22 protein-coding genes are annotated in these 22958 nt (G+C 34.4%); 13 read left to right on the plus strand and 9 right to left on the minus strand.

Going from position 1 to position 22958, the window contains the following annotated elements:
- Window positions 1–23: 23 nt before the first annotated feature.
- The 10 genes from murD to yfbR all read left to right on the plus strand — a co-directional run bounded on the left by murD (window position 24) and on the right by yfbR (window position 11084).
- Complete coding sequence (gene murD, locus GQ596_RS05155; RefSeq protein WP_160400609.1) at window positions 24–1358, plus strand: UDP-N-acetylmuramoyl-L-alanine--D-glutamate ligase; 1335 nt, start codon at window positions 24–26, stop codon at window positions 1356–1358.
- Entirely contained in the window at window positions 1355–2506 is a 1152-nt protein-coding gene (ftsW, locus tag GQ596_RS05160; RefSeq protein ID WP_160400610.1) for a cell division protein FtsW, read from the plus strand. Before murD ends, ftsW begins: the two co-directional genes overlap by 4 nt.
- The gene (gene murG, locus GQ596_RS05165; protein WP_160400611.1) at window positions 2506–3558 is read left to right on the plus strand and encodes an undecaprenyldiphospho-muramoylpentapeptide beta-N-acetylglucosaminyltransferase; all 1053 of its coding nucleotides are present in this window, start codon (window positions 2506–2508) and stop codon (window positions 3556–3558) included. Before ftsW ends, murG begins: the two co-directional genes overlap by 1 nt.
- Window positions 3559–3722: 164 nt before the next feature.
- The gene (murC, locus tag GQ596_RS05170) at window positions 3723–5171 is read left to right on the plus strand and encodes a UDP-N-acetylmuramate--L-alanine ligase (RefSeq protein WP_160400612.1); all 1449 of its coding nucleotides are present in this window, start codon (window positions 3723–3725) and stop codon (window positions 5169–5171) included.
- A 2-nt stretch (window positions 5172–5173) separates the two neighbouring features.
- Window positions 5174–6082: a D-alanine--D-alanine ligase gene (locus GQ596_RS05175; protein ID WP_160400613.1), complete on the plus strand. Its 909-nt coding sequence runs from the start codon at window positions 5174–5176 to the stop codon at window positions 6080–6082.
- A 13-nt stretch (window positions 6083–6095) separates the two neighbouring features.
- Entirely contained in the window at window positions 6096–6929 is an 834-nt protein-coding gene (locus GQ596_RS05180) for an FtsQ-type POTRA domain-containing protein (RefSeq protein ID WP_160400614.1), read from the plus strand.
- A gap of 21 nt (window positions 6930–6950) precedes the next feature.
- Window positions 6951–8204 (plus strand): cell division protein FtsA, encoded by a 1254-nt coding sequence (ftsA, locus tag GQ596_RS05185; protein ID WP_160400615.1) that lies wholly within the window; start codon window positions 6951–6953, stop codon window positions 8202–8204.
- Window positions 8205–8297: 93 nt separating this feature from the next.
- Complete coding sequence (ftsZ, locus tag GQ596_RS05190) at window positions 8298–9425, plus strand: cell division protein FtsZ (RefSeq protein ID WP_370516485.1); 1128 nt, start codon at window positions 8298–8300, stop codon at window positions 9423–9425.
- 67 nt (window positions 9426–9492) lie between these two features.
- A complete protein-coding gene (gene lpxC / locus GQ596_RS05195) occupies window positions 9493–10407 on the plus strand; it encodes a UDP-3-O-acyl-N-acetylglucosamine deacetylase (protein ID WP_160400617.1) in 915 nt (304 codons plus the stop codon).
- Between the two features lie 83 nt (window positions 10408–10490).
- Complete coding sequence (gene yfbR, locus GQ596_RS05200) at window positions 10491–11084, plus strand: 5'-deoxynucleotidase (protein ID WP_160400618.1); 594 nt, start codon at window positions 10491–10493, stop codon at window positions 11082–11084.
- A gap of 77 nt (window positions 11085–11161) precedes the next feature.
- Here yfbR and GQ596_RS05205 read toward each other — a convergent pair whose 3' ends face one another.
- The 6 genes from GQ596_RS05205 to GQ596_RS05230 form a co-directional block, all read right to left on the minus strand.
- Window positions 11162–11833, minus strand: a complete 672-nt coding sequence (locus tag GQ596_RS05205) for a response regulator (protein ID WP_160400619.1) — start codon at window positions 11831–11833, stop codon at window positions 11162–11164.
- Entirely contained in the window at window positions 11826–13454 is a 1629-nt protein-coding gene (dcuS, locus tag GQ596_RS05210) for a DcuS/MalK family sensor histidine kinase (RefSeq protein ID WP_160400620.1), read from the minus strand. The genes GQ596_RS05205 and dcuS overlap by 8 nt, the downstream gene beginning before the upstream one ends.
- A gap of 118 nt (window positions 13455–13572) precedes the next feature.
- Window positions 13573–14727: an NADP-dependent malic enzyme gene (locus tag GQ596_RS05215; RefSeq protein WP_160400621.1), complete on the minus strand. Its 1155-nt coding sequence runs from the start codon at window positions 14725–14727 to the stop codon at window positions 13573–13575.
- 133 nt (window positions 14728–14860) lie between these two features.
- Window positions 14861–16156 carry a 2-hydroxycarboxylate transporter family protein gene (locus GQ596_RS05220; protein WP_160400622.1) on the minus strand — a complete coding sequence of 432 codons (1296 nt, stop codon included), beginning with the start codon at window positions 16154–16156 and terminating at the stop codon, window positions 14861–14863.
- 278 nt (window positions 16157–16434) lie between these two features.
- The gene (locus tag GQ596_RS05225; RefSeq protein WP_160400623.1) at window positions 16435–17022 is read right to left on the minus strand and encodes a hypothetical protein; all 588 of its coding nucleotides are present in this window, start codon (window positions 17020–17022) and stop codon (window positions 16435–16437) included.
- A gap of 110 nt (window positions 17023–17132) precedes the next feature.
- On the minus strand, window positions 17133–17837 hold the full coding sequence (locus tag GQ596_RS05230) for a lipopolysaccharide core heptose(II) kinase RfaY (RefSeq protein ID WP_160400624.1): 705 nt from the start codon (window positions 17835–17837) through the stop codon (window positions 17133–17135).
- A gap of 191 nt (window positions 17838–18028) precedes the next feature.
- Between GQ596_RS05230 and GQ596_RS05235 the strand changes: the two genes are divergently transcribed.
- Window positions 18029–18322: a GIY-YIG nuclease family protein gene (locus tag GQ596_RS05235; RefSeq protein WP_160400625.1), complete on the plus strand. Its 294-nt coding sequence runs from the start codon at window positions 18029–18031 to the stop codon at window positions 18320–18322.
- Between the two features lie 15 nt (window positions 18323–18337).
- Here the strand turns inward: GQ596_RS05235 and GQ596_RS05240 are convergent, their stop codons facing one another.
- The 3 genes from GQ596_RS05240 to GQ596_RS05250 form a co-directional block, all read right to left on the minus strand.
- Window positions 18338–19324: a serine/threonine protein kinase gene (locus GQ596_RS05240; protein WP_160400640.1), complete on the minus strand. Its 987-nt coding sequence runs from the start codon at window positions 19322–19324 to the stop codon at window positions 18338–18340.
- 8 nt (window positions 19325–19332) lie between these two features.
- A complete protein-coding gene (gene yihA / locus GQ596_RS05245; protein ID WP_160400626.1) occupies window positions 19333–19944 on the minus strand; it encodes a ribosome biogenesis GTP-binding protein YihA/YsxC in 612 nt (203 codons plus the stop codon).
- Window positions 19945–20011: 67 nt separating this feature from the next.
- Complete coding sequence (locus GQ596_RS05250) at window positions 20012–21223, minus strand: aspartate aminotransferase family protein (protein WP_160400627.1); 1212 nt, start codon at window positions 21221–21223, stop codon at window positions 20012–20014.
- 217 nt (window positions 21224–21440) lie between these two features.
- Between GQ596_RS05250 and GQ596_RS05255 the strand changes: the two genes are divergently transcribed.
- Both GQ596_RS05255 and mltC read left to right on the plus strand, forming a co-directional pair.
- A complete protein-coding gene (locus tag GQ596_RS05255) occupies window positions 21441–21710 on the plus strand; it encodes an oxidative damage protection protein (RefSeq protein ID WP_160400628.1) in 270 nt (89 codons plus the stop codon).
- An 8-nt stretch (window positions 21711–21718) separates the two neighbouring features.
- Window positions 21719–22789 (plus strand): membrane-bound lytic murein transglycosylase MltC, encoded by a 1071-nt coding sequence (gene mltC / locus GQ596_RS05260; RefSeq protein WP_160400629.1) that lies wholly within the window; start codon window positions 21719–21721, stop codon window positions 22787–22789.
- Window positions 22790–22958 lie beyond the last annotated feature (169 nt).

The following is a 22958-nucleotide window of genomic DNA, read 5'->3' on the forward strand; positions in this document are numbered from 1 at the left end:
TTAAAATAGATCAGGATTGAATCATGGTTAACTATCAGGGCAAAAATATTGTAATTATTGGATTAGGTATTACAGGTCTTTCTTGTGTTGATTATTTTCTTGACCAAAACGTTATCCCAAAGGTAATTGATACTCGTTTAAAGCCACAAGGATTAGAGCAATTAGATAATCGTGTTAATTATCATTTAGGCGGTTTAAATATTGATTGGTTGTTAAAAGCTGATTTAATTATCACTAGTCCAGGTGTCTCATTATCAACTCCAGAATTGAAAAAAGCAGCTGAAAAAGGTATTGAAATTATTGGTGATATAGAACTTTTTTGTCGTGAAGTTAATTTACAACCAAATAAAAAAATTGTTGCGATCACAGGAGCTAATGGTAAAACAACGGTGACGACATTGGTAGGTGATATTATTAAAGCATCAGGTGTCAAAGTTGGCGTTGGCGGTAATATTGGGCAACCAGCATTATCTCTATTAAACCAAGATTACGATATATATGTTCTTGAACTATCAAGTTTTCAGCTAGAAACAACATATAGTTTACAAGCTACTGTTGCAACAATTTTAAATATTTCAGAAGATCATATGGATCGATATCCTCTTGGTTTAATGCAATATGTCGAGGCTAAACAACGTATTTATCATAATGCTAAATATTGTGTAATTAACAGTGATGATAAATTAACTATTCCAACTGATAAACAACTCAACTGTGTTTCATTTGGTGTGAATAAAGGTGATTATCATTTAGGCGTTCACTATGAACACCTCATTGCACAAGGACAAAGTGTGTTAGATACTAAAATGATAAAACTAATTGGATGCCACAACTATCTTAATGCATTAGCGGCTTTAGCGATTGCTGATAAATTAAATGTTTCACGACAATCAAGTTTAACAACAATTGCTTCATTTAAAGGCTTACCTCATCGTTTTGAGTTGGTTTTTGAGCAAAATGATGTAAAGTGGATTAATGATTCTAAAGCGACCAATGTAGGTAGTACCGAAGCTGCACTGAAAAGTATTATTTGCCACGGTAAACTATACTTACTATTAGGTGGTGATGGTAAATCAGCTGATTTTTCTCCTCTATTACCTTACTTACAAAGTAACAACCTTGAGGTTTTTTGTTTTGGGCGAGATCGTTATTTGCTTGGTAAATTAGCTCCTAATATAACAACAATAACTGAAACAATGGCTGAATCAATACAAATTATTGCTCAAAAGGTGGTATCAAATGATGTGGTTTTGCTATCCCCAGCTTGTGCAAGTTTAGATCAATTTAAAAATTATATTGAACGAGGAAATCAATTTGCAAAATTAGCCAAAAAATATGTTCAAAGAGGTAAAAAATGACATTTTTTTGGTTAAGAAAACAAGTTAATCCGCATATACCTTTTGATAACCAATTACTTTGGACTGTGCTTGGTTTAATGATTTTTGGTTTAATAATGGTGACATCATCTTCAATGTCATTTAATGAAAGCAATCCTTTTTTTTATACTCAACGAGAGCTTATTCAATTAGGACTATCGTTATTTTTAATGTTTATTACACTGTATATTCCAATGCAACGTTGGCAGCAATTTAGCTCAATATTACTAATTATTGCTATTATTATGTTAATTGTTGTACTTGGTATAGGTTCTTCAATTAATGGTGCATCTCGTTGGATACCTCTCGGAGTATTTAATTTTCAGCCTGCAGAGCTTTCAAAATTAGCTTTATTTTTATTTTTAGCAGGTTATTTATCACGTAAATTTGAAGAAGTAAAAAATGGCTTTTGGGGATTTTTTAAACCAATGGTTGTTATGGCTGTACTTTCCGTTTTGTTACTTAAACAACCTGATTTAGGTACTGTTATCGTCTTATTTATGGTAACTATTGGCATCTTATTTATTGCTGGTGCTCAATTGTGGCAATTTATCGCTATTTTACTAACTGGTGTTGGTGCTGTTATTTGTTTGATTTTATATGAAGCGTACCGTTTAACTCGATTATTGACTTTTCTTGACCCTTGGCAAGATGCAACGGGTTCAGGTTATCAATTAGTTGCATCTTTAATGGCAATTGGTAGTGGTGGTATTACCGGGCAAGGTATGGGTAACTCTATTCTAAAATTAGGTTACCTACCTGAATGTCATACCGATTTTATTTTTTCAATTATTTCTGAAGAATATGGATATATAGGTGTAGTTGCTTTATTGTCATTACTTTTCTTTTTGACATTTAAAGCGTTAGCAATTGGTTATCGGGCCTTGAATGAAGGCTCATTGTTTTCAGGTTATTTAGCTTGTGAAATTGGTATATGGTTTGGCTTTCAAACATTTGTTAACGTTGGTGTTACATCTGGTATGTTACCAACCAAAGGATTAACATTACCCTTTATTAGTTATGGTGGTTCAAGCCTTATTGTGATGAGTATTGCAGTTGCAATATTACTTAGAATAGATTTTGAATTTAGACAACAACAAGCACAAGCAAGAATAAGGTTAATAAAATAATGAAAAAGTTATTAGTTATGGCAGGTGGAACAGGTGGGCACGTCTTTCCTGGTATTGCTGTTGCACATTATTTAATAAAGCAAGGTTGGCAAGTCAGATGGTTAGGTACCGCAGACCGAATGGAAGCGCAGTTAGTTCCTGAAAATGGTATTGAGATCGATTTTATTGAAATATCAGGGCTACGAGGAAAAGGTGTTATGGCATTATTAAAAGCACCCTATAAAATTATAAAAGCAGTCTTACAAGCTAGAAAAATATTGAAAACCTATCGTCCTGATGTCGTTCTTGGTATGGGGGGGTATGTTTCTGGCCCTGGAGGCATTGCGGCAAAAACACTTGGTATACCAATTGTAGTGCATGAACAAAATGGTATAGCAGGTTTAACCAACAAGTGGTTAGCTAAAATTGCAACTAAAGTTTTGCAAGCATTCCCTACAGCTTTTCCTAAAGCTGTAGTAGTTGGTAATCCTGTACGTAGTAACCTTTTAACTGTTGAAAAACCAGAGGAAAGATTCAAGAATCGTAATGGGCCAATTAGAGTATTGGTTATGGGTGGCAGTCAAGGGGCTAAAATTATTAATGATATTGTACCTCAAGTTATAACCAAATTATCGAATAAATATGTAGTATGGCATCAAACAGGTAAAGGAATGTTAGATTCGGTAATCGAGTCTTACCAAAGCTGTGATATGACCAATAATAAAGTGACTGAGTTTATATCTGATATTGCAGAAGCATATAATTGGGCTGATATTGTGATTTGTCGCAGTGGAGCATTAACTGTTAGTGAAATTGAGGTTGTTGGTATTGGTGCTATTTTTGTCCCTTTCATGCATAAAGATCGTCAGCAGTTTTGGAATGCAAAATCATTGTCGGATATAGGTGCTGCAGATATTATAGAGCAACCCAATTTTAACGCTGAGTCATTATTAAAACTATTATTAAATTTGGACCGTGATAAGTTAACTGAAATGGCAATTAAAGCTAAAAGTTTATCTATTGTGAATTCGACAGAGAGAGTAGCGGAAACCCTTAACTCAGTGGTAAAATAATTAGTTTTTAACATGAATTTATGTAATAATTTTTGTCAAAAAAAATCAGAGTAATTGTACGTTTGGGATGATGGATTGTTTTGGACAAAATAACTAAAATACAAATATTTAATTATACTGTGATTCAGCACACTACACAATAAAGAATGATTAGGAGTTCAATAGTGAATACAAAGGAATTAGCGAAATTAAGAGCAATTATTCCTGAAATGAAACGAGTCAAACATATCCATTTTGTGGGTATTGGTGGTGCTGGTATGGGTGGTATCGCGGAAGTTTTAGCTAATGAAGGATATGAAATTAGCGGTTCAGATATTGCTGAAAATACTGTGACTCAACATTTAGAAACGTTAGGAGCAAAAATTGTTATTGGTCATGTTGCTGAAAATGTAATTAATTCAAGTGTTGTTGTTATTTCATCTGCTATTTCGCAAGATAATATAGAAGTGATAGCTGCACGTGAGGCGCGTATACCGGTAATTCAACGAGCTGAAATGTTGGCTGAATTAATGCGTTTTCGTTATGGAATTGCTATTGCTGGTACACATGGAAAAACCACTACTACTGCAATGGTTACTGCTATCTATGCTGAAGCAAACCTTGACCCAACATTTGTTAATGGTGGTTTAGTTAAGGCCGCTGGAACTCATGCTCAATTAGGTAGCAGCCGCTATTTTATTGCTGAAGCAGATGAAAGCGATGCATCGTTTCTTCATTTGCAACCAATGGTCTCCATTATCACAAATATTGAACCAGACCATATGGATACTTATCAAGGTAGTGTTGATAATCTTAAACAAACATTTATCTCCTTTTTACGTAACCTTCCATTTTATGGGTTAGCTATTATGTGTTACGACGATCCTATTAATCGAGAATTATTACCGATTGTTGGACGTAAAATAATTACTTATGGGTTTAGTGAAGAAGCAGACGTTGTTATCAAAAATTATCGTCAAGAACGAGGTGTAAGTTATTACACGGTTTGTCGTCCAGGTTATAAAGATTTACAGATTGAGCTAAATGCACCAGGTAAACATAATGCTTTAAACTCGGTAGCTGCAATTATTGCTGCAACCGAAGAAGGTATTGATGATGAATCAATTATAAATGCATTAGCTAAATTTGCAGGTACTAGTCGGCGTTTTGATTTATTGGGTGTTTTTCCTCATATTGATGGTGGTGATATTATGATGGTTGATGATTATGGCCATCACCCTAGTGAGGTTAATGCAACTATTCAGGCTGCAAAAAACGGTTGGCCAGATCGACGACTTGTAATGTTATTTCAACCTCATCGATACACACGTACTCGTGATTTATTTGATGATTTTGCACAAGTACTTTCTCAAGTCGATGCGCTTATAATGTTGGATGTTTATTCAGCTGGAGAACAGCCTATCGCTGGAGCAGACAGCCGATCTTTGTGCCGTTCAATACGTAATCGAGGTAAAGTTGATCCAATTTATGTTTCTGATTTAGATTTGTTGCCTGAAATTATGCAAGAAATATTACAAGGTGGTGATTTATTAATTACACAAGGAGCTGGTAGTGTTGGTCGTATAGCGCGCCAATTAGCCGAAATTCAATTATTTTCAAAAGAGGTTCTATAAAAATGGTTGATAAAGTTGCTGTATTGTACGGTGGAACTTCTGCAGAGAGAGAAGTATCGCTTAAGTCAGGTAAAGCAGTGCATGCAGGATTATTGGCAAATGGTATTGATGCACATCTAATTGATACAAAGGAGCTTCTTGTTACCAATTTGAAAGAAGATGGATATACAAAAGCGTTTATTATTTTGCACGGACGAGGTGGGGAAGATGGCATTGTTCAGGCAATTTTGACTTACCAAAATATTCCTTATACAGGTAGTGATGTTTTATCGTCTGCACTAACAATGGATAAATTAAAAACTAAATTGGTGTGGAAATCGCTTAATTTGCCCGTTGCTGATTATGTTATGGTAGAAAAATCAAAACCAATTGATACGGATGCTATTGTTAAGCAACTTGGTTTACCATTATTTGTAAAGCCAAGTCATGAAGGTTCAAGTGTTGGCATGACTAGAGTTAATGAAGTATCTGAATTGGAATCAGCTATTGATATGGCTTTCAAATATGATAGTGTTGTGATGGTTGAGTCATTCTTAGCTGGTCCAGAATTTACCGTTGCAATTGTTGGTGATGATGTTTTACCATCAATTCATATTAAGCCTGCAACCAAATTTTATGATTATGATGCCAAATATTTATCTGATACTACACAGTATTTTTGCCCAAGTGGTTTATCAGATGATAAAGAAAAAGAAATTCGTAAATTAGCGTTAGATGCTTATAAAGCAGTCGGATGTCGTGGATGGGGAAGAGTTGATATCATGTTTAATGATAAACAAAAACCATTTTTACTTGAAGTAAATACTGCTCCAGGTATGACAGATCATAGTTTAGTACCAATGGCGGCAAAACAATATGGTTGGTCGTTTAACGAACTTGTAGCCAAAATTTTAAATTTAGCAACTTTATAATTGGCATTATTTTATGAAACAAGTTAGACAAGCAGCGCATAGACGAGAAGATAAAAATAAAAAGCGACTGCTTATCTTTCGTAATACAGAGCAATTAATTGGTTTTTTGTTCTTTATTATGATTATTCTTATTAGTATTTGGGTAATTAAAAGCTTTAAAAATTGGATGAATGATCCTGAGCAAATGGTGTTATCACAGTTAACGTTAAGTGGTGATCATACCTATACAACAGAGGACGATCTTCGAGAAGCCATTTTAGGATTAGGCTTACCTAACACCTACATTGGACAAGACGTGAATGATATCCAACAAGAAGTAATGCGATTTCCATGGGTTAAGCAAATAAGTGTACGTAAACAATGGCCTGATAGGTTAATTGTTTATGTCGAAGAATACAAACCTGCACTTTATTGGAATGATCTATTTTTACTTGATGAAAATGGCAATGTTTTTAGCGTACCACTTGATCGTATTGCTGAATTACAACTACCAAGACTATATGGTCCTGAGGGTAAGGCAAAATCAGCATTAGAAATTTATTCTAAATTAGAAAATCTTTCTAAGAAATTAGCAACTAACCAGTTAGCATTACATATTAAAGTAGCTATAACCGACGAACGCAATGCATGGCAATTAATGGTTGAACAGTGTGTATCTGGTTTTTGCCTTGAAAATCAGGAAATAAAATTATTGTTAGGTAATGAAAATATTGAACAACGGTATCAACAATTTATTAAATTATTTCCAGAAATTCAATCAAGAATTCCAGAAAATGAAAGAATAATGGTCGCTGATTTACGTTATGAAAATGGTATTTCAGTACAAAGAGAAAAAATGGTGCAGTAAGGAATAAATTAAGGCTGAAGTATGAAAGCAACAGAAAAAAAATTGGTCGTTGGGCTAGAAGTGGGTACATCCAAAGTGCTTGCCCTTGTTGGTGAAATTCTTCCTGATGGTATTGTTAACATTATTGGTGTAGGACATTGTCCATCAAAAGGAGTTGATAAAGGTGGAGTAAACGATCTAGAGTCTGTCGTAAAATCCATCCAACGAGCAGTAGAACAAGCAGAATTAATGGCCGATTGTCAAATATCTTCAGTATATTTAAGTCTCTCTGGAAAACATATTCGCTGTCAAAATGAAATAGGTATGGTACCAATAGCTGATGAAGAAGTGACAGCCGAAGATGTTGAAAATGTTGTTCACACAGCAAAATCGGTCCGAATTTTAGATGAGCATCGTATTTTACATGTTATTGCACAAGAATATTCTATTGATTTACAAGAAGGCATCAAAAATCCTATTGGTTTATCTGGTGTGAGAATGAAGGCCAAAGTTCATTTGGTTACCTGTCATAATGATATGGCTAGAAATATTGTTAAAGCCGTTGAACGTTGTGGATTGAAAGTTGATCAACTTATTTTTTCTGGTTTGGCCTCTAGCTATGCAGTTTTAACGGATGATGAAAAAGAATTAGGTGTTTGCGTGATTGATATAGGCGGAGGCACAATGGATGTAACTGTCTATACTGACGGTGCTTTACGTCATTCTGTTGTTATTCCTTATGCTGGCAATGTTGTTACTAGTGATATTGCCTATGCTTTTGGTGCACCACCAATGGATGCTGAAAATATTAAAATTCGTTATGGATGTGCTGTAGGTTCATTAATTGGTAAAGATGAAGTCATTGATGTCCCAAGCGTTGGCGGTAGGCCGTCTCGTTCTTTACAACGGCAAACTCTTGCAGATGTTATAGAACCCCGTTATTCAGAATTGCTTTCGTTAGTACAAAAAGAGTTACTTACATTGCAAGAAGAGCTTAAAAAACAGAATATCAAATATCAATTAGCCGCAGGTATTGTGTTAACAGGCGGAGCGTCTCAAATAAAGGGAATGGTAGAATGCGCTGAAAAAGTTTTTCAAAATCAAGTCCGTATTGGGCAACCATTAAATATATCAGGGTTAACTGATTATGTACAAAAACCGTATTGTTCAACAACCATCGGGTTATTACACTATGGAAAACAAAGTTTATTAAATGATGATTCAAAGGATAGTAATAAATCATCATTAAAAGGGATAGCTAAACGATTGACCGGTTGGTTTAAAAAAGAATTTTAGCTAATATATTTCAAGAACTTCATGGACATTGTAGACGATTATCTGTACAATGTCATAAGATCGTAAATTTGGAGATAAGTTATGTTTGAGCCTATGGTTGCAGACGATGAACCAGCAGCAGTCATTAAAGTTATTGGTGTCGGTGGTGGCGGTGGTAATGCCGTCGAACATATGATTGCCGAGCATATTGAAGGTGTCGAATTTTTTGCGGCAAATACAGATGCGCAGGCATTAAAAAGAATTAAGGTAGGTCAAACTATCCAAATCGGTACTAATGTAACTAAAGGACTTGGTGCAGGAGCGAATCCAGAAGTCGGTAGAAACTCTGCTGAAGAAGATCGTGAGGTTATCCGTAGTGCTATTGAAGGTGCGGATATGGTCTTTATTGCCGCTGGCATGGGTGGAGGTACAGGAACGGGGGCTGCCCCTGTAGTTGCAGAAATAGCAAAAGAGTTAGGTATCCTAACTGTTGCTGTTGTCACTAAACCTTTTGGCTTTGAAGGCAAAAAACGTATGGCTTTTGCTGAACAAGGTATTGCTGAATTAGCAAAACATGTTGATTCACTGATAACTATTCCGAATGACAAACTATTAAAAGTGTTAGGTCGAGGAGTTAAATTACTTGATGCTTTTGCAGCGGCTAATGGTGTTTTAAAAGGTGCTGTGCAAGGTATAGCCGAGCTTATTACTAAACCTGGTCATATAAATGTAGACTTTGCTGACGTAAGAACAGTGATGTCTGAAATGGGATATGCTATGATGGGTTCTGGTCGAGCTAGTGGTGATAATCGAGCGGAAGAAGCTGCTGAAATGGCAATTTCTAGTCCTTTACTTGAAGATATTGATTTATCTGGAGCTCGAGGCGTATTGGTAAATGTAACAGCAGGATTAGATCTCGGCTTAGAAGAGTTTGAAACAGTGGGTAGTACAGTTCGGGCATTTGCTTCTGATAATGCGACTGTTGTTGTTGGCACAACCTTTGATCCTGATATGTCGGATGAAATTCGAGTTACTGTGGTTGCAACGGGTATTGGTATGGATAAACGTTCAGAAGTTAAAATGTCTAAACCGATGCCTCGTAATGATTTATTTGCTCAAAATAACACGTTAGGACAACAAGAAGATAAATTAGCTAAAGTTGTTAATGAACCAACAACTTCATCTATTGAAGATAACAGAATTTTAGATATTCCTGCTTTCATTCGTAAGCAAGCAAATTAAAGTTGAACTTATTTGATTTTTTATTGTCAAAGTCAAAGAGTACAACAAGTAAAAAAGTAGGTGCAAAGTGAAACAAAGAACCTTAAAAAAGACTATTCAAGCAACTGGTGTTGGTTTACATACCGGCAAGAAAGTTAGTTTGACATTACGTCCTGCGCCTGAGAATACAGGTATTATTTACCGCCGTACTGATTTAAATCCATATGTTGATTTTCCAGTGGATGCAAAATCTGTACGCGATACAATGCTTTGTACTTGTTTAGTAAACGAAGATAATGTTCGTATCTCAACAGTCGAACATATTAATTCTGCTTTAGCAGGACTTGGTATAGATAATATTATTATTGAAGTTAATGCACCTGAAATTCCAATAATGGATGGTAGCGCTAGTCCCTTTGTTTATTTATTACTTGATGCAGGCATTGCTGAACAAAATGCACTAAAAAGATTTTTACGTGTAAAAGAGACTGTTCGAGTTGAAAATGGCGATAAATGGGCTGAAGTAAGGCCTTATAGTGGTTTTAGATTAGATTTTACTATTGATTTCCATCATCCTGCTATTGATAGCAGTTCGCAGCGTTATCAATTAGATTTTTCATCTGAATCATTTATTCGTCAAATTAGCCGGGCAAGAACGTTTGGTTTTATGCGCGATATTGAAGCGTTGCAATCCAAAGGTTTATGTTTAGGTGGTAGTTTAGATTGCGCAATTGTTGTTGATGATTATAAAGTGCTTAATGAAGATGGTTTGCGTTTTGATGACGAGTTTGTACGTCACAAAATGCTTGATACTATCGGTGATTTATATATGAGTGGTCATAATATGATTGGCGAAGTAGTTTGTTATAAATCAGGTCATGCACTAAACAACCAATTATTGCAGGCATTGTTAGCTAAACAAAGTGCATGGGAATATGTGACATTTACAGAAGAACAAACAGTACCACTAGCGTTGGGTACTAAGCAGCTTATTCTAGCGTAAAGTCGTAAGAAATATTACTATATATTATAGACGCTCCTATTTTTAATGGGGGCGTTTTTATTTTATATTAAAGAGATAATAACATGAATAATAGTCATTTTTTTGCTCATTTATCGCGATTAAAGCTTATTAACCGTTGGCCTCTAATGCGAAATATAAGAACGGAAAATGTATCAGAACATAGCTTACAAGTAGCTTTTGTTGCACATGCTTTAGCTATAATTAAAAATAAAAAATTTAATGGTGATGTAAATCCAGAACGAATTGCATTGTTAGCAATGTATCATGATGTTTCAGAAGTTATTACTGGCGATTTACCAACACCCACAAAATACTACAACCCACAAATTACTGTTGAATATAAAAAAATTGAAAAAATAGCTCAACATAAACTTATTAATATGCTTCCAAAAGATCTTCAAGATGATTTTAGAACACTAATCGATGATGATTTTTATAACGAAACAGAAAAAAGTATTGTAAAACAGGCTGATGCATTATGTGCCTATCTTAAAACGATTGAAGAATTGAGTGCTGGTAATAATGAATTTAAATTGGCAGAACAACGCTTAAAAAAGACGTTATCTGAACGTAATAGTCCAGAAATGAACTATTTTTTAGATGTTTTTCTTCCTAGTTTTAGCTTGTCATTAGATGAAATTACAATGGATAAATAAATTACTTAGTTTTATAGTATTATTACAAATAATTAATTAGTTAATTTTCTTATATGTGATGAGTATAGACGGATTTATTACTTATGATAAATATAACGTTTAACAGGTCGACCTATTGATAAATAGGCCAAATGGCTTTCAAGCTCACCTAGCTCTTCTAGGTAATCCAAGTATTTTTTAAGAGATATTCTCGATAACGAAATTAATTCTACAATGTCACTCATTGAAAATTCATTATTATATTTAATAATCGCCTCTCGAACATTTTGCAATGTTTGATTATCAATACCTTTTGGTAACCTTTTGTTGTGGCAAACAGGTTTTGCAAAAATTCGGTCATCAAGTTGATGTTGATTTAAAATTTTGGATGATGATAATAAGCGTATACGTTCTTTATAAGAAATTAATGCCATGCGTAATCGTTCAAAAGTAAAAGGTTTTACAATATAATCAATGACACCTAAGCGTAAAGCCGCTTGAATTTCACTTGTTTTACAGGCCGCAGTTACCATAATAATATCAATTTTTGGATAACTGATACGAATATGTTGTAATAGCTCTAGTCCATTGAGTTTTGGCATAAATACATCTAGCAAAATTAAATCAATATGATTATCGTGTATAAAATGCAGTGCCTGTTCACCGTTATTGACATTGGCGATTAAATTAAAGCCAGGAACCATTTGTAGGTATTTTTTATTTAATTCTGTCACCATAGGATCATCTTCAACTATTAAAACATCAACCATGAATTTTTTTCTCCCTATAGATTTCTTTAATTGGCAATAATACTTTAAAACACGTTCCTTTTTTATTGCTTAAGTCACATAATTCAATATGCCCATTGAGTTCATCGATACTTGCTAGAACCAAATACAGTCCAATACCTCGATTATCGCCTTTAGTTGAATAACCTTTTTGAAATATACGTTGCGTATCTTCTTCTGAAATACCTTCGCCATTATCATTGATTTCAATGTTAAACGTATCATTATTAATTTGTAAATTAACATTGATTTGTTTTTCTTCTAAAAATTGTACGGCATCTAAACTATTATCAATTAAATTACCTAAAATGGTAATTAAACTATGAGTGACAGATGTATCTGAAATCGGTGATAATATACCATTAATGTTAAAATTTAAATAAACACCTAATTCTCGGGCTCGGCTAAATTTACTATTTAGAAAACCAGAAATGATTGGATCTTTAATTGCTTGAGTGACAAGTTTTGATTCAGCTTGCTGGTTACCAATAATCTCTTCAAGATAATCAATTAATTCTTGTTTGTTATTATTAAACGCTAAACCATAAATAACATGTAATTTATTATTAAATTCGTGTGATTGAGAACGCAATGCATCAGCATAACGGTTTACACCGGTTAAGTTTTCAGCTAATTGTCGTATTTCGGTCATATCCCTAAAAGAGGCAATAGCACCAACTAATGCACCATTGACAAATAATGGAGCTCTATTTGTTAAAATAACAACACCATTAATGTTTTGTTCGCAATCATATTCGGCTAAGCCTGATTGCATGACTTCGTGTAAACGAGTATTTGGAATAATATCTGCAATTTGTGTACCTATAATATCGGATTTACAACTAGTAATCCGTAATATTCGTTTTGCCTCATTATTAATCTGGGTAATTGAACCATCACGATTAATTACTACAATGCCTTCTTTAACGGTTCTAATAATAGCATCGCGCTCTTCAAATAGTTGGGCCATTTCGCTTGGCTCAAGTCCATATAAAATTTTCTTAATATTGCGTGATAATAATAGGGCTAAAATAGAAGAAACGCTTAACGAAGCCAGTAATGAAAACCAGATGGATTGACTGGTTCTTGATGCTAAATGATCGATCTTTTTTAGTGTTTGTCCAACTAGTACTGCGCCAATTTGTTGATGATCGCTATTGAAAATAGGACTAAATGCTCGTATAGAATTGCCAAGTGTTCCTTCGGCTATTGATGTATAAGATTCTCCTTTTAATACTTTACCTTCATCGCCACCAACAATAAGCTGTCCAATTTTATTTTTATCAGGATGTGACAGTCGCACTCCTTGCATATTAAATACAACGACAAAATCAACCTGCGTTAGTTTTCGTATTTGTTCAGTATCATGTTGGATAAAAGATAAGCTATGAGGAGAGGGGGATTGTATATTCTTTATTATATTATCCGTTGATGAAATAATATTAGCAATATTTTCAACATGTTGGCGAGAAGTCTGTAAATATTCATTATTAACAAAATGAATAATATAAATATTTTCAGCTATGGACGATAATGTAAAAACTAAAAAAAATAAACTGATAAGCTTAAATTTAAGTGTTAACCGATTAAAAAGATATCTCATTTAGTCACTTTTCGAAAACAGTTATTGTTTACTTATATTAATGTACTAAAGGTAAAACCTGCTAATCAATTATTGAATTAACAGGTTATATTAAAATCTAATTAGCCAAATAATATGCTTATTTGGCAGCATTTTTAACGCTTTCAGCGACAACTTTAGCTACATTGGGTTCAAAAGCATTAGGTAATATATATTCTACTGATAATTTGTCATCAGTTACAATACTAGCTAATCCTTTGGCTGCAGCTAATTGCATTTCTAATGTGATATTTTTAGCTCTAGCATCCAACGCACCTCTAAAAATTCCAGGGAATGCTAAGACATTATTAATTTGGTTTGGATAATCACTACGCCCTGTACCGACAATATAAGCGCCAGCAGCTTTAGCTTCTTCTGGAAAGATTTCAGGTGTTGGATTGGCCATTGCAAAAATAATAGATTTTTCTGCCATAGTTTTAACCCATTTTGGATTTAATACTTTTGGTGCTGAAACACCAATAAATACATCAGCACCTTTGATCGCATCTTCTAATGTTCCTTTTTGCTTTTCGCGATTGGTTCTTTTGGCCATAGCTAAGTGATGCGGTGGTAATGACTCATCATCTTCAGATAAAATACCAATTTTATCAACCACTTTTAGATTGGTTACTCCTGCGGCTAATAACATATCAGCGATAGCTAAACCTGCAGCTCCACCACCGTTGACAACAATTTTAGCTGACTCAATTTTTTTATTTGCGACTTTTAATGCATTGTATAATGCGGCTAAAACAACAATTGCTGTGCCATGTTGGTCGTCATGAAATACTGGAATATCTAGTATTTCTTGCAAACGTTTTTCTATTTCAAAACATCTTGGAGCGCTAATATCCTCAAGATTAATGCCTCCAAACGAAGGGGCTAATGCAGCAATATGGCTAACAAGTTCATCAGGATCTTGTGTATTGAGCGATAGTGGAATTGCATCTACATTAGCAAATTGCTTAAATAATATTGCTTTTCCTTCCATTACAGGGATGGCGGCCTCTGGGCCTATATTACCAAGTCCTAATACTGCTGAACCATCAGTGATAACAGCGACTAAATTACGTTTACTGGTATATTCATATACAGATTCAGGATTTTCCGATATTTCTGTACACACCGCTGCCACGCCAGGCGTATACGCAACACTCAGATCGGCCATTGAATTTACTGGTACCTTTGAATGAATTTCTAATTTTCCATGCATTTGTTTGCTAATTGCTAATGCTTTTTCTTGAACTGTAGTCATAATTGTTACCTTCAAATTATGTTTATGAAATATTGTATTTATAAATATTATATTTACTGTTTTATGCTGCTATATTTATAACTCATTGATTGTTGTTATATCACCCTCTAAATTGTAGAAAGCTTTTTCCTTATTACATATGTAAATAACGTAATAATGCTGTGGTACAAATAACCATTAATGCACCACCTAATCGTGTTGCGACCTGTGCAAAAGGCATTAGGTTCATTCGATTTGCTGTGGAAAGTATTGCAACATCGCCAGTACCCCCCATACCACTTTGACATGAAGATATAATAGACGCTTCAACCGGGTACATCTTTAAGAAAAAGCTACAAACAAAGCCTGTCATCGAAACAGTAAATACCACCGAAATAATGGTAATAAAATAAGGAATAGTTAACACATTAACAACACTACCTAAGTCAATATACAATAAACCTAGTCCAGCCATAAGTGGAAAAGTAAAATTACCTGAGATAAATTTATACCATTGCTGACTACCGCGTTCTACGCTTTCTGGTAATAAACGAAAATATTTAACAACGGCGGTTGCAATAATCATAAGTACAGGTCCTGGAAAATGGGTAATCTTTTCTAAAATCATACCAAAAATAAATAAAGTAGCTAAAATCATCACTGCGCCACTCATGGCCCTTGCATCTAATGGTGTTTTATCTTCTTTTAAAGCATCAGCTAAACCATCAAATTCAATTTGAACTAATTGTCCATGACCACTTAAGTGTGGTTTAATTTCACCAATTCGACTCATAATAGCTGTAAAGGTAATGGCAAAAAAGTTGCCCACAACAGTTGCAGGAATTAATGCGCTAACAAATGAATCATAATTTTGATTAAGGATGTTGCTATAAGCATTAGAGAGTTGTAAAACACCTTCTCCAATCCCTCCAGCCATAACCGGTGACACAGTATAGAAAAATGCATGCTCCCAAGTATCACCAAAAGCCACAGCAACCGAAACGCCCACCAATGCGGCTAAGCACATACCAAGAAACATTGGAATCATCATCCGAATAAAACCTTGTATTAAAATGACACGATGCATACCTAAAATACTACCGCAAACTAAGCTAGCGATATAAAAGAGTAGAAAATTAGAGTCTTTCATTAGCATTTTGGTTGCTGTTAACGTATTTTCATCAAAAACACCATAATAAACTAACAAAGAAGGAACGATGAGTGATAATATCGCTGGAGCACCAAATTTTTTAAAAAATGGAATATTTTGTCCTACTGTCCCTAAAAACCAGCCTAATGGTAAAATAACGGCAAAACCACCAATTAAGGTTTTGGGAAGCATATCTAATTGGGCGGCGATAATAACGATGATTGAACAAACAATGAAAATGGGTAAAGGTAAGGAACCTACATAAAATTTGTTTTCTTTTATTTCCTGCATCATGCTCATAATATACCTCTTATACTACTAATTGGGTTTTAACTATATAATTAGTATAGTTATAGATGCAGAAATCAGAAGATTAAGAAAGTTATATAACTATTTTTGTAATTAATGTAAGTTATTAAGCAAATGGAATGGTATAAATTAAAATGCAGCATAATTTTGTTGAATTTTTTAAAACATCATAAACATTTTAGTCATTCAAATTTTTTCATCCTTCTAAATAGTAGCATCAAAAAAATAGATTAAAACATATGTATTACTTAAAATTTCTTTATGCTCAACTATTGGCGTAATAAGCATTCTTGGATTTTATCAACTTCTTTATTGAGTGACTCAATAACTAAGTTAGGGTGGGATCTTTCAAGCGTTTTTACATTTTCAAATCCATCATTGGCGACTGAACCAGTATATTGTTGAGCTTGTTTAATATTACTAAATAAATAACGAATATCACGTTGGTTACGTGTTGCAGTTAAAGTATAGCTAACAAAATATTTAGCATGATATTGGTAGTCAACGACAGCATTAGCAACAACATGATTACCTTCAACTAATTTAATTGTATCGCCACCATTAACCGTAATGGTTTGTTGGTTAGGTCTATTCCAATATGGCCACCATTGTGAGCTTAATGCATTTTCGCTGCTTAACACAACGGGGCTGTTATCCAGTTCTTGTGCAATACATAATGACAAAGATGAATGAAGCGTAGTAATTGGTCGTGACGTACTATATTTATTTAATATATCGATGTTTGACGAATTTTTAGTAATTTCAACGCCTTCTGTTTGGTAAATTGACTCCATTTTTTGAGATGTACAGCCAGTTAGGATAGTTAAAACAGCACAATAACCAATTAACTTTTTCATATTACATCCTTTTTAAGCCTAATTAATTTTATCTTTTACTGATTGCTCAGTTGGTGTTTAAAAAATCACGAATATCAATTTAACCAGAGTTATCCTTAATAGGAATATCGTTAATCTTCTTTACCGCGGATCTTACGAGATAACCGTTTAAATCCATGAGTAAACTTCTTAATTGCCATTGCCAAAAAAGGAACCTTAATTTTGATACCAAAACGTTCTTGCGATTCAATCGCATCATTGGCCTTGGTTAACCAAATAAAACCAGAGTTAGTTAAATCTATAGCTTTAATTTTTCCATCTGGTGTTAAAATAAAATTACCACCATGCACATCATTAGATACTAAATTATAGCTATGCAGTTTTTCAAGACAGTTTTTGACTTGCTCACCATACTCTCTCATCTCTTCCCATTTTAGGGAGCGACCTTCAATAAAATTAAATATCATATAATGACGTTTGGTTCTCTTATCGAAAGCAACCAAATAAAGTTCATAAGCAATATCACATTTATCAAGTGATATTTTTGCCAGTTTACGAATTAAATTAAAATAAAAATCGCCAGTTATTTTGGCAATAAGTTTGCGTTCTAAACGGTGCTCAACCCCACCATCAATTTTAAAAATAAATTTGGTTTGATTGTGATTGATTAAATAAGTATATCGTTCTAATTTATCGCTTGGGTCGAGCAATTCATGATGCCCTTCTTCAGCCAAAAATTGGTCAAACAGGTCTAGATAATTTATTTCATCATTTTGTACATAAGCGAACTTCATATCTCCACGTTCGACTTCAATAATTTTTGCAAAATTGTTCAAATTTTATTATCCCAAAGTACATCAAAAAAAAGTGGGTTTATCTTAAACATTATCAGCATTAAAGTAAATGAAACAGTAATGGTTAACAAGGTAGTATCGTTAAATAATATCGCTATAAAATTGAAAATACTGATTAGACAATAAAAATGATATTATGATGAAATTATTCGCTTTATATCTTTTGGCTATTTATGTCTAATAAAACGCCTAAATGGTTTTTATATATTATCAGAACAGCAAATCAATCGTTATACACTGGCATTACCACGGATGTTGCTAGGCGTTTACAACAACATCAAAATGGTAAAGGTGCTAAATGTTTAAAAGGGCATAGGGATTTGACAATTGTGTATCAAGTCTTGATTGGTGACAAATCGCTAGCACTCAAGCTTGAGTATCAAATAAAACAGTTTTCTAAACCCAAAAAAGAAGCATTAGTCAAAAGTCGCCCCATTTTTGATGAATTATTAAAATTAATCAATTAATCATATTGTTAATACTTACATTATTGACATTAATTTTATCGACGGTGCTTTGATTGCTTCAATTTGTTGCTTAAATTCCGATAATTGTTGTCGCCAAAAGTCTTCATCTGTGATCCACGGAAAAGCGATAGGAAAAGCCGGGTCTTGCCAGCGGGCAATAATCCATGCTAAATGGTGCACCATTCTCATCGCTCTTAATGGCTCAATTAAACTCAGCTGATCTGTATCAAAGTCAAAAAAATCTTGGTACATCTCAATTAGCATATCTAACTGTATACGTTGTTCGTGTTGATTGCCATAAAGCAGCATCCACAAATCTTGAATAGCGGGGCCATTACGGGCATCATCAAAATCAACAAACGTTGCACCATCTCGCCATAAAATATTACCTGCATGGCAATCAGCATGTAGACGGATAGGTTGCCAATCATTATGCCAATCGTGTTCAACGGTTTTAATTAATTGCGCTAAAATTGTTTTCAGATCAGATTGTACTTTTTGGGGAATAAAATGACACGATAATATTATTTCTTGGGGATAATAAAGATATTCTTCTAATCCGATAGTTGGTCGATGTAAAAAGGGCTTGCTTTCACCAATTTGATGAATACGCCCAAGCAACATTGCAACTGATTCCATCTGCTCCAGATTATCTACTTCGTATTGTCGCCCACCAACACTAGGAAATAGGGCAAATCGGTAGCCTTCATGTTCATGTAGCGTAGTATTGTTAATTGTCAAAGGGACAACAACAGGAATCTCAGCATCAGCTAATTGTTTAGTAAACTGGTGTTCTTCAATAATTTGCTCATTACTCCAACGATAAGGTCGATAAAATTTTACAACATAACGAATGCGATCCTCATCATGGAATTGATAAACTCGGTTCTCATAACTATTTAAAGCAGTCAGACCTGAATCAATACGAATGCCGATTGACAACAAACTCTCAAAAATTAACTCGGGCGATAAAGCATGGAATGAAAAAGCAGCATTATCAATTACAGGCTTCATTGTTGGCTAAACCACTCATCTAACTTTTGTTTTAAAGGCTCTAAACCCATACGTTTAGGCGATGAAAAAGGAGCCACAGTAATATCACCTTGAAAAGGTAAAATGGCTTCTTTAACCATGTTAACTTGTTTTTTTTGTGCACCAGAAGCTAATTTATCGGCCTTTGTGAGTAGTAACATAACAGGAATATCTACTGAAACCGCCCATTCAATCATTTGTTGATCTAAGTCTTTTAAAGGATGTCTTATATCCATTAGTACAACCAAACCTTTTAGGCTTTCACGTTTTTGAAGATATTCTCCTAATGATTTTTGCCATTTGCGTTTTATTGCTTCGGGAACTTGTGCATAGCCATAACCGGGCAAATCAACTAAGCGACAATTTTCTTCCACTTGAAATAAATTGATTAATTGTGTTCTTCCCGGTGTTTTACTGGTTCTTGCTAATGCCTTTTGATTGGTCAACGTATTCAGTGCACTAGATTTGCCAGCATTAGATCTGCCAGCAAAGGCAACTTCAACCCCATTATCGCTCGGTAAATGAGAAATATCAGGTGCACTTAAAATAAAATGTGTTTTTGCGTAATTTAATGGTCGAATATCTGTCATAAAAAGTATCCTTTAAGCACATTAACGGTGCTTAATTGATTAAAATGTCGTTACTGTATAGAAAAACTCAACTATTGACAACTTTTTCGACCGCTTTTGTTAATCGCTTCATGCCTTCTTCAATTTCGTCTTCGGATATTATCAACGACGGAGTAAACCGCAATACATTTGGGCCGGCATTTAAAATCATCACCTTAAATTCAGTAGCAACATTTAAAAGCTCTCGGGCTTTATTATGAAACTCAGGTTGTAACTCAGCACCTAGCAGCAACCCTTTACCGCGATATTCCCGAAACAACTTAAATTTATCATTAATTTCTTCTAGTTTTTCAATAAAAATAGCGCGTCGCTTTTGCACACCCTCAAGCACTTCGGCAGAATTAATGATATCGAAAGCCTCACAAGCTACAGCACAGGCAAGAGGATTGCCACCGTAAGTAGTGCCATGCACGCCAGGGTGCATAACTGAAGCAATGTCATTTGTGGTTAACATTGCACTAATTGGAAAACCGCCCCCCAAAGCTTTAGCCGAGGTCAAAATATCAGGAATGACACCATATTGTTGATAAGTATATAAACTGCCTGTTCTACCCATTCCGCATTGCACCTCATCAAATACCAATAAGGCTTTATATTCATCACAAAGCTCACGCACACCTTGCAAAAATTCAGGCGTTGCTGAGGTTAACCCACCTTCACCTTGAACCGGCTCTAACACAACAGCACAAGTATGGTCATCGATTACCGCTTTAACAGCATCAAGATCATTAAAAGGAACGTGAATAATATCAGCAGGTTTGGGACCAAAACCATCAGAATATTTGGCTTGCCCACCCACTGAAACCGTAAAAAATGTACGACCATGGAACGACTGATAAAAGGCAATAATTTTAGTTTTATAAGGACTGTGTTTTTGGATAGCATAATATCGAGCTAGTTTAAATGCCGCTTCATTTGCTTCAGCTCCTGAATTAGCAAAAAAAGCGCGATCAGCAAAGGTATTATCAATCAATTTTTGCGCCAAATTTAAAGCTGGCTCATTAGTAAACACATTACTAACATGCCACAGTTTTTCACTTTGTTCTTGCAAAGCTTTCACTAATCGTGGATGACAATGACCAAGCGCATTAACTGCAATACCACCCGCAAAATCAATATATTCTTCACCATGCTGGTCCCAAACACGACTACCTTGACCTTTAACAGGAATAAATTGAGCTGGTGCATAAACAGGTAAAATAACTTGATCAAAAAGTTCACGAGTGATTTTTGCTGGCATTGTTTAATCCTTATTTATTTTTAATGATAATTTCATGTTATTTTAAGCAAATTAACCGCAGTGTAAAGTAAATAATTATTCATTTATTTTAAATTAATATTCACTTGTAAAAGTAATTTCAATTTACAAACTTATTCAATAATTTTCTTCTTATCTCTAATTATTTTCAGGTATAATCAGCACCTGTTCGTTAATTGTACTTAAAAAAGAGATAAAAATGAGTCGTGTTATTTATTGCCATTATTTAAAAAAAGAAGCGGATGGTTTAGATTTCCAGCTTTATCCTGGGGAGCTTGGCAAACGTATTTTTAATGAAATATCAAAACAAGCATGGCAGGAGTGGCTTAAAAAGCAAACGATGTTAATTAACGAAAATAAATTGAATATGATGAATCCTGAACACCGCAAAAAAATTGAAATAGAAATGGTCAAATTTTTATTTGAAGGTGAAGATATTGTTATTGATGGATATAAACCTCAACATTGAGATAAAAAATGAAAAACAATAAAAAACTCATTGCATTAATTATTGCAGTCAGCCTGTTAGCGGGCTGCCCAAGCCGCAATTCGCACAAAGAAGATGAAGATTATTACGTCAAAGATACCAACGCATTCAATATCTTAATTAGCCAATATGCTAACAATATCGAACAAATTTGGGGGCCTAAAGAAGTGCTTATTGCTGGTCCTAAAGATTATGTTCAATATGAAGATAACCTAAAAACCCGTGTCCATATTAATTTTGTTTCAGGTATTATAACCATTGAAACCATGGCTGAATCACCAATAGAAAATTTAAAAGAAGCAATTGTTTCAACATTGCTTATGTCAGAACCAGTAGACATTATACGTCATGACAAAATCAGCCAAGACTTATCTAAAGACCCATTTTTATACAATCAGGTACTCGACCAAGAGCTCCAACCAATCCGCTGGAGCGGTCGAGCCAACAGCTTTGCGGATTATGTTCTTGCCAACAACCTAAAAATTCGCACCTCTGGTCCACATAAAATTGCCTATGTCGAAATTAAACTTGTTCCTAACCACATAAACCAACGTGCAAAAAAATTCTTACCACTGGTTACGGAAGCATCAAACCGCTATTTTATTGATGAACGTTTGATACTTGCCATTATGGAAGTTGAATCCGCATTCAACCCTTATGCGGTTAGCCGCACTGATGCACTTGGACTAATGCAAGTACAACAACATACCGCAGGGCGTGATATTTTTAAATTACGAGGTAAATCAGGTGAACCAAGTCGAAAGTTTTTGCTAGATCCTCGTAACAATGTTGATATGGGTACAGCGTACCTATCACTATTAAAAACAAAATACTTAGCAGGAATTAACAACCCTATTTCGCTAAGATACGCTATGATTACCTCGTATAACGGCGGGGCAGGTAGCGTGTTGCGTACGTTTTCAAACGACCGCAACGAAGCTATTAACATTATCAACTCAATGACACCACAACAAGTATATCGAAAACTTGTGACTTCACATGTATCACAAGAATCGCGCAATTATTTAATAAAAGTCAGTCGAATTTTAGATAACAAATAAATGGCATACAAATACCCCACTTTTTATACTTTATAGAAAGTGGGGTGTTTTTTTAATAAAAAATAATACGATTCTATTAAAAAACCTGGATTCAAACATGAAGTGCAATTTTAAACACGGTGGAGTGAAGAAAGTGAAAGGTGATTTATACTAGCACCTTCGCACCACC

This window comes from Gilliamella sp. Pra-s60 (genome assembly GCF_009795755.1).
In the GTDB taxonomy this organism is placed as follows: domain Bacteria; phylum Pseudomonadota; class Gammaproteobacteria; order Enterobacterales; family Orbaceae; genus Gilliamella.